Below are 14,971 nucleotides of genomic sequence, written 5' to 3'. Positions count from 1 at the left end.
GAGCGACACTTTTCTTCGATTCGAATTTGATAACTCAAATACAAGACCATCGCCAAATCGAGAAACGACATCATCCGGCAGAATCACAACCGGGAATGGTTGGCTGCATTCCGAACATCTTTCTGCTGGACCAAAAGAATCTGACGCGGAGTCACCTGGTGACCAAGACAACGATCCTAGCGTCGCTAGCTACAAAGCCACTTCCGGCCAACCTTGGTAACACACCGGTCGGATGAAACGCTCCAGACTGGCGTAGCCGACCGAGGTGCTGCGGCCATCCAGGCTCGCCGGGTACGGACCGCCGTGGTGGGTTGCTGCACCGATTTCCATGCCAGTCGGCCAGCCGTTGTAAATGATTCGCCCGGCAAATCGTTCGGCGATCGCAAGCCACTTGGCTTGGAAGTCCGTGTCCTGCGGATCAGCGTGTAGTGTTGTCGTCAAGGAACCTTGGAACTGCCGGGCGACATACAGCATTTGTTCTTCGTCAGCACATCGAATCAACAGCGAGGTAGGGCCGAACGTTTCGCAGTGCAGCAAATCCTGTTCAACTGCGGTAACCGCATCGGTTGCGTACCAATGAGCGTCACGATGCCACGGCCCGATTGATTTTGGATTTGAATCAGGTACTGCAACTTCCATCCCGAGTGAACCATAAAGTTGCTCCACGTTGGGTGTCTGATCCAACTTCGCCACGCCTTGGTCGAATGCGGCCGCGATGCTCGCACTCAACATGGGCATCGGTCCGGTCTCGCTAATGACGCCCATTACTGCTTCGATGAATATATCCGCTTGACGATCGAGCATAACCACGACGCCGGGCTTGGTGCACATGTGCCCATTGCCGAACCGCAAAGACGATGTGAATCCGCTAGCGATGCTTTCACATCGGCGATTAACCGCGACGGGTGCCAGGAAGACCGGATTGGTGCTGCCCAGTTCGGCAAACAGCGGAATCGGACGTTCTCGCTTCAAACAGGCTTCCGCCAGTGCTCGCCCGCCGACGGGGCTGCCTGTGAATCCGACCGCTGCGATGCTGGGATGCTGCACAAGGGCAACCGAGGTTTCTGGACGGCGCCCGTGCAACAGCGTGAACACGCCTTCGGGGAACTCCATATCTGCGATGACTTCACGAACGACTGCTCCCAACAATTCACACGTGCCTGGATGCGAGGGGTGCGACTTGACGATGACCGGACATCCAACGGCGATCGCGGCGACGAAATCGTTCCCGACAACACTGATCGCCAGCGGGAAATTGCAGGCACCGAATACCGCGACGGGGCCAACCGGGATCATCCGCCGCCGCATCTCCGGCTTGGGGATCGGTTCTCGACCGGGGTTGCCTGAGTCGAATTGACGCACGTCCCAGACTGATTCCTCGGCGAGCCCCGCAAATAAATTCAGTTGACCGGTCGCGCGGACGAACTCGCCTCGCACCCGCTCGGGCAGGTAGCCAGTCTCCAGCTCACACCGGTCAAGGATCTCCGTCTCACGCTGCCGCATCTTCGCCGCCACCGCTCGCAGGAAGTCGCCACGTCGTTGCGGTGGGCAATTCCGCAGCCATTCGCACGCCACTTCGGCGGAACGGGCCGCGTTGTCGATGTCCGCGTCAGTCGCCTCGCAAAAAATATCGGGCAATGGAAGCCCTGTTGCGGCGTTATAGGCGGTGAAAGTGTCTCGCTCGGTCATGACACGCTGGAGAACGAAGGAGTGAATGGTCGACAAGTATTGGATTCAACAGTACTGGCGGCCTGAAAAGTGGCAGCGCGGCCCAAAGACAATGATACCGATCGTTGTTAAACTACCGCGACCCATCAGAGTCGTTCATTGTCATTCAACTTAGGGAAACTAGCCATGGCTGCGGATCTATTTGGCGCACGCGATCAATTCGAAACCGGTTCGGGGAAAGCCGCCCTCTACCGCCTGGAAGCGTTGCAAAAGCAAGGGTTTGGTCAGATCGATCGTCTGCCGTTCTCGATCCGTGTTTTGCTTGAAGCTGTCCTGCGAAATTGTGATGACTTCCAAATTTCGCAAGATGACGTCAAGAACCTGGCGGGCTGGCAAGCCACCGACGTGAAACCGCACGAGGTGCCCTTCAAACCTTACCGAGTCGTTCTGCAAGACTTCACCGGTGTCCCTGCCGTCGTCGACTTGGCCGCAATGCGTTCGGCGATGGAACGAATCGGCGGCGATGTCACCAAGATCAACCCGCTGATCCCGGTGGATCTGGTGATCGATCACTCGGTTCAAGTCGATTTCTTCGGCAGCGAAGGAGCTTTGATCCAGAACGTCGATATCGAATTCAAACGCAATAAAGAACGTTATGAGTTCCTGCGTTGGGGTCAACAAGCGTTCGACAACTTCACCGTTGTGCCGCCGAACGTCGGGATCGTTCACCAAGTCAACTTGGAATACTTGGCCCGCGTCGTTGCACTGACTCAAGACGAAAAGGGTCCTGTGGCCTGTCCCGATACGCTCGTCGGCACCGACTCGCACACCACCATGATCAATGGTTTAGGCGTATTGGGCTGGGGCGTCGGCGGGATCGAAGCCGAAGCGAACATGCTCGGCCAACCCCTGTACATGCTGATGCCGGAAGTCATCGGCTTTGAATTGACAGGTGAAATCCCAGCCGGGGCGACCGCCACCGACATGGTGTTGCGTGTTGTTGAGATCCTTCGCGAAGAAGGCGTGGTGGGCAAATTTGTCGAATTCTTCGGCAAGGGCATGAACGCGATGAGCGTCGCCGACCGAGCCACGATCGCCAACATGGCTCCAGAATACGGTGCCACCATGGGCTTCTTCCCTGTCGATGATGTGACGCTGCAATACATGCGTCAAACCGGACGTACCAAAGAAAACGTCGAACTGGTTGAGCGTTACTGCAAAGAACAAGGCCTGTTCCGTCTCGATGACGGCCCGACGCTGAACTACACCAAGACCTTGTCGCTGGACCTATCGACGGTCGAGCCTAGCTTGGCGGGACCGAAGCGGCCACAAGATCGTATCGCCTTGAAAAACATGAAGGCGTCGTTCAACGAATCGCTGACCGCTCCGGTAGGAAAAACCGGCTTCGGTCTGCCAACGACCGATTTGAGCAAGACCGCCAAGGTCGTCAACAAAGACAACACGACGGAAATCACGCACGGAGCCGTCGTAATTGCCGCGATCACGTCCTGCACCAACACATCGAACCCATCAGTGATGATCGGTGCCGGCCTGGTCGCCAAGCGTGCTGCTGAACGAGGCCTGAAGGTTCCTGTTCACGTGAAAACGTCGTTGGCTCCGGGTTCACGCGTCGTGACCGATTACCTGAACCGGGCTGGCTTGACCGAGTCGCTAGACAAATTAGGTTTCAACACCGTTGGATATGGGTGCACGACCTGTATCGGCAACTCCGGACCGTTGCCCGAACCGGTTGCCAACGCCATCAAGGAAGGCGACCTGATCGCATCGGCGGTCTTGTCAGGCAACCGAAACTTCGAAGGCCGAGTCAATCCGCTGACCAAGGCAAACTACCTGGCCAGCCCACCGCTTGTGGTGGCCTACGCCTTGGCAGGCACGACCGACATCGACTTAGTCACCGAGCCACTAGGCCAAGACCAAAACGGGAAAGATGTGTTCCTGAAAGAAATTTGGCCAACCGCCGAAGAGATCCGCGAGACCATCGCGACTTGCATCAAGCCGGAAATGTTCACCAACGAATACGAAGCGGCCGTGAAGGGCAACGAGCTTTGGAACGCGATTGAAATTTCCGGTGGCGGTCTGTTCCCTTGGGACGACAACAGCACCTACATCCATCACCCACCGTTCCTGGATCATGTGACCGGCGAAGCAGTTCCCGACATCGCTCCGATCCGCGGTGCTCGCGTGCTCGCTTTGCTTGGCGACAGCGTCACGACGGACCACATTTCGCCAGCCGGTGCGATCGCAACGGACGGGCCTGCTGGAAAATATCTGCAAGCCAATGGCGTCGACGTGCGTGACTTCAACTCGTTTGGTTCACGCCGCGGGAACGACCGAATCATGGTCCGCGGAACGTTCGCCAACATTCGCATCCGCAACCAATTGGCCCCCGGCACCGAAGGCGGCGTGACCCGCCACCTGCCCGGCGGCGAAGCGATGAGCATCTACGATGCATCGATGAAGTACCAAGAAGAAGGCGTGCCATTGGTCGTCCTGGCCGGAACCGAATACGGTACCGGATCAAGCCGTGACTGGGCCGCCAAGGGCACCATGATGCTGGGCGTTAAAGCGGTGATCACAGCCAGCTTTGAACGGATCCATCGCAGCAACTTGGTCGGCATGGGCGTGCTTCCGCTGGAATTCACCGATGGTGCCACGTGGGAATCACTGGGCTTGGACGGAGAAGAAACCTTCGACATCGAAGGCCTTTCCAACGACCTGGAACCACGATCGTTAACCAAGGTGGTTGCCACCAAGGCGAGCGGCGAGAAGGTCGAATTCCAGTGCCGAGTCCGGATCGACACCCCGGTCGAACTTCAGTACTACAAGAACGGCGGGATCCTTCCAACCGTGCTGCGAAACCTTCGCGGCTAGTCGAGATCGCCGATTGCTTTGGGCTGACCAAAATTGCGAATCCATGCCAGACTTTCACCCGCGAAAGTCTGGCATCGTCGACAATGGCCTACCGAAGCTTACGAATGCAACACATCCTCACCCCGAGCCGAACCGTCACCTAAGTGGCTTGGTTCGGCTCATTCGTTGATTGGCAAAGAATAGCTCCCATGGACTGGATCACGATCGACACCGCTCGACAAACGGATTCCTCCTCGCTTCCACAATCCATCGAGGTCCGCGGTTGGGTTCGCACTCGGCGGGACTCCAAAGGCGGCTTCAGCTTCATCGAAATTAACGATGGGACATGCTTAGGCAACCTGCAGGTCGTCGCCCCCGCGGAACTTGCCAACTACGCCGACGAAATCCAAAAGCTGACCGCGGGCTGCTCCGTCGTCGTCTCCGGTGAACTGAAAGAGTCACCAGCGAAAGGCCAAGCGACGGAACTTCACGCCGATGCCGTTCGCGTAATCGGTTGGTGCGATGGCGAAACGTACCCGTTGCAAAAGAAACGGCACTCATTCGAAAAGCTACGGGAATGGGCACACCTGCGTCCTCGGACCAACACGCTTGGTGCCGTCATGCGAGTTCGAAACCGGATCAGCCAATCGATCCACCGGTTTTACGACGAAGAGGGTTTCTACTACCTGCACACGCCCATCATCACGGCCAGTGATTGCGAGGGTGCCGGTGAAATGTTCCGCGTCACAACCGTGGACCTCGAAAAACTCGCTACTGGCGATAAACCGCTCGATCCGTCACGCGACTTTTTCGGCAAGCCAACCCAGCTCACCGTCAGCGGCCAACTCGAAGGCGAAACCTACGCATCGGCCCTGTCACGGGTGTACACCTTTGGCCCTACCTTCCGCGCCGAAAACAGCAACACATCCCGCCACTTGGCTGAGTTCTGGATGGTCGAACCGGAGGCTGCGTTCTTCGACCTGCAAGACAACATGGCGCTTGCCGAACGGTTCCTCAAACGGATCTTCACCGATTGCTTGAACCAGTGCAGCGAAGACATGGCGTTCTTTGACTCCATGATCGAAAAGGGCAAGATCGCCCAAATCCAAGCGGTCATCGACAAGTCGTTCGAACACATGACGTACACCGATGCGGTTGAAAAGCTGACCACATGCGGCGAGAAGTTCGAGTATCCGGTGCAGTGGGGCACCGATTTACAAGCTGAACACGAAAAGTACCTGACCGGACTTGTCGGCGGCCCCTTGATCCTGACGGACTACCCATCGTCGATCAAACCGTTCTACATGCGAGTCAGCGACGATGGCAAAACCGTTGCCGCGATGGATGTCCTCGTTCCGGGCGTAGGCGAGATCATCGGCGGCAGCCAGCGTGAAGAACGCCTCGACGTGCTGTCATCTCGGATGCAAGAAGCCGGATTGGATGAAAGCGAATACTGGTGGTACGTCGACCTACGTCGCTACGGCACCGTGCCGCACGCCGGCTTTGGCTTAGGCCTTGAGCGGGCAGTCCAGTACGTCACTGGAATGACGAATATACGCGACGTTATCCCGTTCCCAAGAACCCCCGGCAGCGCCGAGTTCTAGAACCATGCCGCCACGATCACCACTCGCTAGAGTGGCTTTGCGTTCAGCCGCTCGGTGGTGGTGAGCGGCTGAGTCCTGACTACCGTCGGCTAAATCCATCTGGCAGAAACCGCAGGGCGGCGTCCAAAACCAGCCCCGAGTGGAACGCGATTCGCGTCTTGTGCGTACCGAAGGGAAACCTTGCGTGATTCCGTGCCAAGGTGGCAGCCGCCTGAACGAATACTCCAATGCCCCCTATTTGCCATTAAATGAGGCAGCGGGCGCCAGGGCGGCCTCGACGCGATTGCTCCACATTTAGCGAGAGCTCATTAGATGTTTGCCAGACTGTTGATCCTTTTTATCGTCGTTCCATTCGTGGAACTAATCCTGCTGCTGCGTCTCGCCGACGCGACCAGCTGGCTGACGACGCTTAGCATCGTGATCGTGACTGGGTTAATCGGATCCTTTTTGGCCCGCCGCGAAGGCATTGCTGCATTCCAGCGTTTTCGCCAGGCGATCGCGGACGGCCGAATGCCGGGCCGGGAAATCCAGGATGGGCTGATGATCGCGTTTGCGGCGGCATTGTTGCTAACCCCGGGCATTCTGACCGATGCGACGGGCTTTTTGCTGCTGACACCGTTTGGCAGGCGGTGGATCGGCGGAGCGTTACGCCAGCGATTCACGGGGCAATTCCAGGTTCGAACGAGCGGTTTCGGGCAATCCGACAGTGGACCGGGCCAGGCGAATTCGCCGCACATGCACGGCTCGTCTCAACCGGGCCCAACTCGCCACTCAGGCAGCCAATCCGGAGCCGGCGACGGCTACACGATCGACTCGCCAAGCTTCCGCCCAAAAGCGCCTCGCTAGGCGTCTCAGCGAAGGCATCTCGCTCAATCTTCGGCGATCCAGCTTTCTGATCGCTTCCAGCGGTGGGGCAATCACGCTCGAGAAAGATTTTTGAGTGAATTGTGGCTGATTTTCTTCTCGCACCAAATTTTTTTCGTGCGCAAATCGTCACAACCTGAAGGGCGGGCAAATCACCCCAGAAAAAATTGAGTCGTGTTACCAATAGGTGCACGCCGATGCCCGGGGCCATATCAATGGGGCCGCTGAAACACGGCAATTAGCGGGGCGATCGCTCGAGAGACGGTTAATAACCGAGAAAGGGCCAGAACTGCGTACTTAGCGTTCCAATGGCCAACAGTGGTTAGGGGCGGGCTCGAACCGCCGACACCGGCCTTTTCAGGGCCGTGCTCTACCAACTGAGCTACCTAACCTGAACAAAGTGAAGCATTTCCTCGAAAGGTTAGCGATCGAAGTCGCCTGCAAATGCTTTTCTGCTCAACAGAGGAGAAAACTACGCTATCATGTGGGTTCGCGTCAATCGGCCCCGGCAACAATCTTTTCCCGATTCTGCTCAAAACTTTTCAAAACGCATTTTTACTATGGGCACGGCTGCTCCTCCAGAACACGATTCCTCGCTAAATTCCGGCGTAGCATTGGCTGAATCCGGCGTTCATGACAGCGCGGACCCACACAGCGATCTCACCCCGATCCAAAGAAAACGGCTCGAAGAACGCGAAAAATTGCGGACGAGCCCGTTCGATGCTGTGACTTCCTTCTTTATGGCGGTCATTTTGTTCTTGGGTGTTTTCGTTTTCATGCTGTTTGTCATCTGGTTGACCATGCGAATGCCCGAACGCGTCAAACCGATCGAACCGATTATCGAAAATGCAGCCGGACGAGCGGACAACGCCGAAGGTTTCGAACGAGATTTCGAGCCACCAGGTGCTGAAGAAGTCGAAGAACTGATGGAACCCACCCTTCAAGACACGATTGAAGCGGTCACCGAAGCAGTTTCCAGCGTCGCTGCTTCCCTGGACACGATGAACACGAACGCGACGGCCAGCACGTCTGGCACCGGCAAGGGCGATTCACGCCCACCAGGCCCCGAAGGCGAAGGGGAAGACATCGTGCCTCGGTTCGAACGCTGGCAACTGAACTTCACGTCCAAGGGCCTGAAGCCTTACGCCCAGCAATTGGATTTCTATGAAATCGAATTGGGTTCGATCGGCGGCGTGCAGGGGGTCGACTATGCGACTAATTTGTCGACCAGTCCAAAATCACGCCACAACAACGACAGCAAAAGCGAAAAGCGGCTCTACTTCATGTGGGCGACCGCCAGCCCGCTGAAGCAATTCGACATTCAGCTTTTGACCCAGGCTGGTATCAACACCAGTGGTCGCCAAATTTTGAAGTTCATTCCACCGGACTTAGAAAACCGCCTAGCTCGTACAGAATTGGATTACGCGATCTCCAAAGGTCACAAAAGCGTGACCGAGATTGCGAAAACGGTTTTCTTGAGCAAGCCTTCTGGAAGCGGTTACGCATTCGAAGTGACTGAGCAACGCTACCGCAAGGGAAAGTAGTCCTTCAGTGACGACCTTCCATCTCCTAAACTCGCCCAACCTTAAACAACCACTGAAGCAGGAATCGACCTTTGTTTTTCTTTGCCGCCGCTGACCTTTACACCCTGATTTCCAACTCGACGTACGGTGCCCTGGCGATTGTCGCTCTGTGGGGGCTCTACCAAATCGTGATCGTGTGGACCCGCGTCGCTCAAAAGCGTTTCAAAACGGAAGAGCAACAAGATGAATTCATGGACGATTGCGAGCAAATGCTGAAGGTCGCCGACTTCGAAGGTGTTGAGCAGTACTGCGAAGGCGACACGCGGGCCATCCCGCAAATGATGCACATGGCAATCGATAATCGCCGCGAAGGTTTTCGCCGTGCTCGACAAATCATGATGGACCGTTTCCAACGTGACGTCATGAGCGATCTGGAATACCGCTTGAGCTGGGTCAGCACGGTGATCAAGAGTGCCCCCATGATCGGGCTATTCGGAACGGTTTTCGGGATGATGGGGGCGTTTAAGACGCTTGCGACCGCGGAATCGGTCGAACCGTCGCTGTTGGCCGGTGACATTCAAGTCGCACTGGTCACGACCGCTAGTGGTTTGGCGATTGCGATTCCGTTGATGATTTTGATCGCGACCGTCAACATCCGGATTGCAAAGATGGAAGACTTGGTCGGTTCGGGATTGGTACGGTTCTTTGAAGCTTTCAAGGTTGGTCTTGGCTTGGAAGAGTCGGGCCAGGTTCCTGCACCTGCCGCACAGGCCGTTGCGGTTGAGGAAGAGGAGATTCAAGAGGCAACCATGGCTGAGTAGTTCGCGTAGTAAATGCGTTTACTGCCAAAGCGTACTCTCCAGCGTTATCCGGTCGACCGACCTTCCCGCAAGCACACCATCACGACAAACGTTCCCACATGAGCACCCATCTCGACGACGACAACGACGAAGAAGACTTGGCGCCGCCACGCGCGAAGCGTGAAGAAGAAGAGATGGACATCACGCCGATGATCGACATCACTTTCCTGCTGCTGATCTTCTTTGTGGTGGCCTCGAAGATGGACCCGACTCAAACCGGAAACATCCCCGACGCAGAAAACGGGCTGGCGATTTCCGCAAAAGACTCAGCGGTTATTTTCATTGAACCGGTCGGCAAAGACAAAGTCGTGCTGAAGCGACGCGACCAAAGCGAATTCAGTAGCGACGAAGAAGCCCAATCCAGCGAGATCGTCGAGTACATCACCAACGAGCTGGAAAAATCGATCAGCAAGAACAAAGACCAAGTCATGCTGTTGGGCGACGGCGCGGTCAAGGTTTCGCAGGTAACCCGCATCCAAAAGATCATCGGCGATGAATTCCAGGACATGGAATTCACGTACATCGCGGTCAAAGAAAAATAACCCAGCAAACGAAATAGCCGATGTCTATCAAAATCGAATGCGAGCACTGCGGAGCGAAGCGGAAGGTCAACGAACGGTTGGCCGGTCGCGTTATTCGCTGCCCAAAGTGCGAACAACCGCTGACCATCCCCCAGGTCGAAACAGTCGCCGAAGTGGTCACTGCTGATGTGGTGGCAGCCGAACCAGTGGAAGCCCAGCCCGTTGTTGCCCAAGCGACTGAGCCAGCCGAGGCTCCAGCGGCGGTAGCGGTTGCCGCTATGGCTGCACCCGCGCGAACGGCTTCTCCCACGGCGACGCAACCTTCTCCCTCACCGCGTCCACGTGACGACGAAGAAGAGGACGATGGCGTCCCCCCGCGAAAGAAGCGAGAAGACGGCGAACTCGACATGACACCGATGGTGGACGTGACGTTCCTGTTGCTGATCTTCTTCATGGTCACGGCCAGCTTCAGTCTGCAGAAATCGATCCAGATGCCGCGGCAGAACTCGGACCTGCCGAGTATGTCCAACCAGGAAGAAGAGACCGAAGAGCTTGATCCAATCGAATTGGAAATCGACGAGTCCGGTGCCTTCCTCGTTTTAGCAGCCGAATGGGAACGCGAAACGCCTGGCAAACAAAACTTGATCACGGCGTTGAAGCAAGCCATCGGCGACAACCGCGACGGAATGAAACTCGACATCAAAGTCCACGAGAACGCTGAACTGCAAATGCTCGTTGACGGCATGGACGCAGGAACCATCGCCGGCTTCGCCCAAATCCAAGTCACCGAAGTCGACGGCTTTGATTGAACACGGCTTTCATGATTAGTCCGTTTGCATAGCCAACTCACTAATCCTGCCCACTTGTTATCCAGATCACCCGTGTTGGCGATCGACTCTCGTTTCCATCCGTTTAGCGATTTTCACAATGCACTACGATGACTTTGATCATTCGCTCGTTGCCGAAAGCGTCGCAACGGTGGCTCCCGCATCCAATTCCGATACGGTTAACAATTCAGGACGCGGTACGGACGAACAAACCCCGACTTTCCCACCTCATGTGGCTCGCGATGGCGGCGATTTGGACATGACGCCAATGGTCGACGTGACGTTTTTACTGCTCATCTTTTTTATGGTCACGGCCAGTTTCTCGCTGCAGAAATCGATCCAAATACCTCGTCACACTTCGGACCAAGCGTCGACGTCCCCGACCGACATAGATCTTCCTGAGCTAACGCCGGTTGGCCTGGAAGTAGATGAAACCGGCGCTTTTTTGGTTCTTTGCCCCGACTGGGAACGCGAACCGATTGGCAAACAGAACCTAGTAACCACACTTAAAGAAGCCCTCGGCAATGACGCTGACACGATGAAACTAGAAGTTCGCGTTCACGAGAACGCTAAGCTTCAAAAGCTCGTAGATGCAATGGACGCAGGAACCATTGCCGGCTTCGCCCAAATCCAAGTCACCGAAGTTGACGGCTTTGATTGAGTTTCCAGCAAGGTGAACTTGCCTGCGGCTTTTTTGTTTCACGCGTTCACTCCCGCTTTCTGCTTTTCGAGTCTCATCTCAACGCCCCCTATTCCACGCTCCTTGCTTCTCATCTCTGCCCCATATGCTTGCTAACGAACTGATCGACCGCTTGGAACGCCGCGGTCTACTCGACCAAGAAATCATCGAAGCGCTTCGGCAACAATTGTCTGAAGGTGGTGCCCGCGTGACGCCCGAAGCGGTTGCTAAACTTCTGGTCGACAACGGACAACTGACCAAGTTTCAAGCGTCCAAGCTGATTGGCGAACTTCGCAGCGATGACTACGGGGATGCAGGCGAAGTCGTTGAAATTGTCGACGACATGGATGAGATGGAGTTAATCGACGACGACATGGCCGAAGAAGTCGTTGAGGTCTTTGACGATGAAGCTGACATCGTTGAGGCGGAAGAGGAAATTATGGAAGCGGAACCGGTGATGGCCGAAGCTGAGCCCGTTGAGGCGGAAGCGGTTCAAGCCACTCCGGAACGCCCCGTCCGAAAACGCCCTGATTCCCGAGTCAAGCCACCGGAGCAGAAATCGACTTGGGACTCGTTCAAAGTCTATGGCTACGTAGGCATCATTTTGTTCTTGGTGCTTGCCGCGGTGTTCTTCACCTTCGTCTTAGGCAAGCAGAGCGCCGAAGACGTGATCGCGATCGCGAACAAACAATACGATTCCCAGAGCTACCAACCGGCCCAAGATTCGTACATCTCGTTCCTCGCATCATTCGGACAAGAGAACCAATATTCGTCATTGGCGCGAGTGCGAATCACGATGTGCGAGTTGTATCGTGGTGCTCAAATGACTGACCCGACCAAAGCGTTGGATCTGGCGAAAGAGAAACTGCCTGGCATTGTCGATGAAGAGGCAATGAACGAGGAACGCGGTAACCTAGCGGGGCTGCTTGTCGATATCGCTGAAAACATAGCGGAAGAAGCAAGTAAGGCGACGGTGACTTCCGAAAAGCAAGCGTTGTTGGACAAACTGGACGAACAGTGGACGCTGATCGACGATCCTAACTACATGCTTGCGTCGATGAAGACGACATTAGAAGGACGCTTGCTACAAATCACCGAAGCCCGCAACCGGGTCAAGCGTGACATCGACCGGAACATCCGCTTAGACGAAACCGAAGCGGCGATGCATGCGGCACTGAAGGACAAAAACACCAAGGAAGCCTACGACGAGCGTAAGTCGCTGCTGCGTGACTTTCCGGAACTGGCGGTCGATGAACGCCTAACCGTCCTGATCCAAGAAGCCAGTGACATCCAAGAAACGCTGGTCAAGCTGTCCAACAACAAGCCGGAACCAACCACCGAAATCGAACAAGACGTTTCACTGAAATCGATCGTCTTAACCACCCGGCAAGGCGATTCGATCGCCGGATTGGAACGAGACATCTTTTACCTGCGTGCCGGCGGTAGCGTGTTTGCGTTCTCGGCGTTCGACGGTCGCTTGTTATGGCGACAATTCACCGGCTACGGTGAAGATCACACGCCCATTCGACTGGAAGACGGTGACGCGGTTCTGCTCAGTGACATCAAAACCAACGAAGTTCGAAATTGCCGCGGTGAAGACGGCCAACTTCAATGGCGGACTTCGATTGACGAACCTTTCGTCGAACCGGTCGCCGGCAAGGATTCAATTTTGATATCCGGCAAATCCGGCCGGCTGATTTCGCTGGATTCGGAAACCGGCGATTCCAACTGGGTAGCCGAACTGCCGCAACCACTGACCACACCGGCCGGCTTGGACGACAAGCTTCGCCGGGTCTATATCCCTGGCAATCATAGCAACCTTTATGCACTGGATTCGCGTACCGGCAAGTGCTTGGAGAGCTTTTACATCGGTCACGAAGAAGGCACGGTCGCGGTAGCCCCGATTTCGCTGTTAGGTCACTTGTTTGTAATTGAAAACGCCGGTGCGGACTACGCTCAAGTGCATGTTCTGCGGATGGACGAACAGGGCGGCAACCTCACCGTTGCTCAGCCGCCGTTTCGCTTAACCGGAAACGTCCTGGTTCCACCAGTACTGCAGCAACGACGCATGATTGTGCTCACCGATCGAGGCCAAGTTGCGGTCTACGACATCGAACCCACCGCTGAACGGCAACAAGTTTCTCGCATCGCCGAACAGGTCGCCTCTTACGACACGCCGACCCTGACTCGGATGGCGGTTGGACGCAGCCAGATGTGGATCACCGGTACGCGGGTGGGACGTTATGAATTGCAAATCAACACCGGTCGTGTCGTCTACGACTGGGGTAAAGCCGAAGGCGACATGTTTGTCGGCCAACCGCTGGCGTTCGAAGATGCACTGATCCACGCTCGCATCCTGCGAGGAACCTCAGCGATTCGAGTCACCGGTGCGGAACCCAAAACCGGCCGCGAACTTTGGCGTACCGACGTGGGAACTCCCATTTCCATGCTGACCCAGACCGACAACGGTTTCCATGCGGTCACTAGCCAAGGCGCTTTGTTCCAACTTGACCGCGAGTCACTGTCGAGCGGTTCGACTCAAGGTCCGATCGAAAACCCGGGTGCGAATTCAATCAAAATGAATTTCAACAACCCAATCGACTTGGGCGAAAACCGTCGCTTGTTGTTGAATCAATCGCAGCGGGGTGAGGCGATGGTTTACGATCCGTCACGCCGATCCGAGAAACTTCGCAAGATCACGTTCAATCTGACGGGTCCAAAACCGACTGGCGTTGGCATCTTCAGCGGCGAAGGAATCTTCTTGCCACTTGATTCGGGACGTGCAGTTGTGATGGACTGGCAAACCGGTACCGAAGAAGGCCAATCACAAAGCAAGAGCTCACCCTTCCAGCCGCTAAGCGATCCGACAGCCACGGTTAGTTGGACGAATCCTGTTTTGGTTGGTGATGACCGCAGCCAGGTTGTGATCGCCGACAGTCGCAAGAAGATTTACCGACTTCGCGTAGATGAACAAATCAAGCAAGTCGAAATCCAGGATCTGGAAGTTTCGTTCTTGGGACGTGCCGTTGGGATCGACAAGGTCTTCATTGGCGGAGCCAACGGCCCGGCAGCTGACTTCTTGATCGGCTACGAAATGAATGGGCTAAACCAGAAGTTCAAGAAGCTTCTCGACGGGCGAATCGCCTGGGGTCCTTCCCTAGCCGCATCGGATAACGGCGACTCACTCGCTTTAGTGATCACCAACGATTCAGTCCTTCGCGGATTCGCCAGCGACGGCAGCCAAACTTTTGAAACCCCTATGCCTGTCGAAGGCCTTCCGATCGATGACGTGGTCTCTATCGAAGGCAACTGGGTGTTAACCGGTCGCGATGGTTGGTTGGTTGCAATCGATCCTAGTAATGGATCGGTACGAGGCACGACTGAGCTGGGTCAACCGTTATCGGCCAGCCCATTGCCAGTTGGCAATCGCCTACTGGTTCCCGGACGGGAAGGCGTCGTCTACATCACCAACATTCCTGGCCAATAACCTGATACTGAAACTGTGATCGAAGACTGAAACAGTGACCCGAGACTGAAACACAAAGGCAACTTAT

The 14,971-nt window shown here is 55.7% G+C and carries 10 protein-coding genes and 1 tRNA gene; 9 read left to right on the top strand and 2 right to left on the bottom strand.

Translation table 11 applies throughout. The annotated features are described in order from the left end of the window. Positions 1–189: 189 nt before the first annotated feature. Positions 190–1,725: an aldehyde dehydrogenase (NADP(+)) gene (locus ACR3ZL_RS05965; protein WP_473648798.1), complete on the bottom strand. Its 1,536-nt coding sequence runs from the start codon at positions 1,723–1,725 to the stop codon at positions 190–192. Positions 1,726–1,854: 129 nt separating this feature from the next. Between ACR3ZL_RS05965 and acnA the strand changes: the two genes are divergently transcribed. The 3 genes from acnA to ACR3ZL_RS05950 all read left to right on the top strand — a co-directional run bounded on the left by acnA (position 1,855) and on the right by ACR3ZL_RS05950 (position 6,989). After that, positions 1,855–4,560, top strand: coding sequence for an aconitate hydratase AcnA (acnA, locus tag ACR3ZL_RS05960; protein ID WP_473648799.1), 2,706 nt, complete (start codon positions 1,855–1,857; stop codon positions 4,558–4,560). A gap of 188 nt (positions 4,561–4,748) precedes the next feature. Continuing rightward, positions 4,749–6,143: an asparagine--tRNA ligase gene (gene asnS / locus ACR3ZL_RS05955; protein WP_473648800.1), complete on the top strand. Its 1,395-nt coding sequence runs from the start codon at positions 4,749–4,751 to the stop codon at positions 6,141–6,143. A 312-nt stretch (positions 6,144–6,455) separates the two neighbouring features. Next, positions 6,456–6,989, top strand: a complete 534-nt coding sequence (locus ACR3ZL_RS05950; protein ID WP_473648801.1) for an FxsA family protein — start codon at positions 6,456–6,458, stop codon at positions 6,987–6,989. A gap of 337 nt (positions 6,990–7,326) precedes the next feature. On the opposite strand, the gene ACR3ZL_RS05945 is transcribed toward ACR3ZL_RS05950, so the two are convergent. Continuing rightward, a tRNA-Phe gene (locus tag ACR3ZL_RS05945) sits at positions 7,327–7,399 on the bottom strand. A 168-nt stretch (positions 7,400–7,567) separates the two neighbouring features. Here ACR3ZL_RS05945 and ACR3ZL_RS05940 point away from each other — a divergent pair. The 6 genes from ACR3ZL_RS05940 (at position 7,568) to ACR3ZL_RS05915 (ending at position 14,904) form a co-directional block, all read left to right on the top strand. Then, entirely contained in the window at positions 7,568–8,551 is a 984-nt protein-coding gene (locus ACR3ZL_RS05940) for a hypothetical protein (protein ID WP_473648802.1), read from the top strand. Positions 8,552–8,622: 71 nt separating this feature from the next. Further along, complete coding sequence (locus ACR3ZL_RS05935; RefSeq protein ID WP_473648803.1) at positions 8,623–9,351, top strand: MotA/TolQ/ExbB proton channel family protein; 729 nt, start codon at positions 8,623–8,625, stop codon at positions 9,349–9,351. Positions 9,352–9,449: 98 nt separating this feature from the next. Continuing rightward, a complete protein-coding gene (locus ACR3ZL_RS05930; RefSeq protein WP_486173278.1) occupies positions 9,450–9,932 on the top strand; it encodes an ExbD/TolR family protein in 483 nt (160 codons plus the stop codon). 20 nt (positions 9,933–9,952) lie between these two features. After that, positions 9,953–10,720 carry a biopolymer transporter ExbD gene (locus ACR3ZL_RS05925; protein WP_486173277.1) on the top strand — a complete coding sequence of 256 codons (768 nt, stop codon included), beginning with the start codon at positions 9,953–9,955 and terminating at the stop codon, positions 10,718–10,720. Between the two features lie 118 nt (positions 10,721–10,838). Continuing rightward, positions 10,839–11,399, top strand: coding sequence for an ExbD/TolR family protein (locus ACR3ZL_RS05920; RefSeq protein WP_473648807.1), 561 nt, complete (start codon positions 10,839–10,841; stop codon positions 11,397–11,399). Between the two features lie 124 nt (positions 11,400–11,523). Continuing rightward, positions 11,524–14,904: an outer membrane protein assembly factor BamB family protein gene (locus tag ACR3ZL_RS05915; RefSeq protein WP_473648808.1), complete on the top strand. Its 3,381-nt coding sequence runs from the start codon at positions 11,524–11,526 to the stop codon at positions 14,902–14,904. The last annotated feature ends 67 nt before the right edge of the window (positions 14,905–14,971 follow it).

The sequence above is a fragment of the Rhodopirellula sp. J20-39 genome (assembly GCF_057365095.1).
This window is presented reverse-complemented; position numbering and strand designations above follow the sequence as displayed.

What these genes read in the sequence shown, in the direction of transcription:
- ACR3ZL_RS05930 (WP_486173278.1), top strand. Translation starts at nt 9,450, where the DNA reads ATGAGCACCCATCTCGACGACGACAACGACGAAGAAGACTTGGCGCCG.
- acnA (WP_473648799.1), top strand. Translation starts at nt 1,855, where the DNA reads ATGGCTGCGGATCTATTTGGCGCACGCGATCAATTCGAAACCGGTTCG.
- ACR3ZL_RS05950 (WP_473648801.1), top strand. Translation starts at nt 6,456, where the DNA reads ATGTTTGCCAGACTGTTGATCCTTTTTATCGTCGTTCCATTCGTGGAA.
- asnS (WP_473648800.1), top strand. Translation starts at nt 4,749, where the DNA reads ATGGACTGGATCACGATCGACACCGCTCGACAAACGGATTCCTCCTCG.
- ACR3ZL_RS05925 (WP_486173277.1), top strand. Translation starts at nt 9,953, where the DNA reads ATGTCTATCAAAATCGAATGCGAGCACTGCGGAGCGAAGCGGAAGGTC.
- ACR3ZL_RS05920 (WP_473648807.1), top strand. Translation starts at nt 10,839, where the DNA reads ATGCACTACGATGACTTTGATCATTCGCTCGTTGCCGAAAGCGTCGCA.
- ACR3ZL_RS05940 (WP_473648802.1), top strand. Translation starts at nt 7,568, where the DNA reads ATGGGCACGGCTGCTCCTCCAGAACACGATTCCTCGCTAAATTCCGGC.
- ACR3ZL_RS05915 (WP_473648808.1), top strand. Translation starts at nt 11,524, where the DNA reads ATGCTTGCTAACGAACTGATCGACCGCTTGGAACGCCGCGGTCTACTC.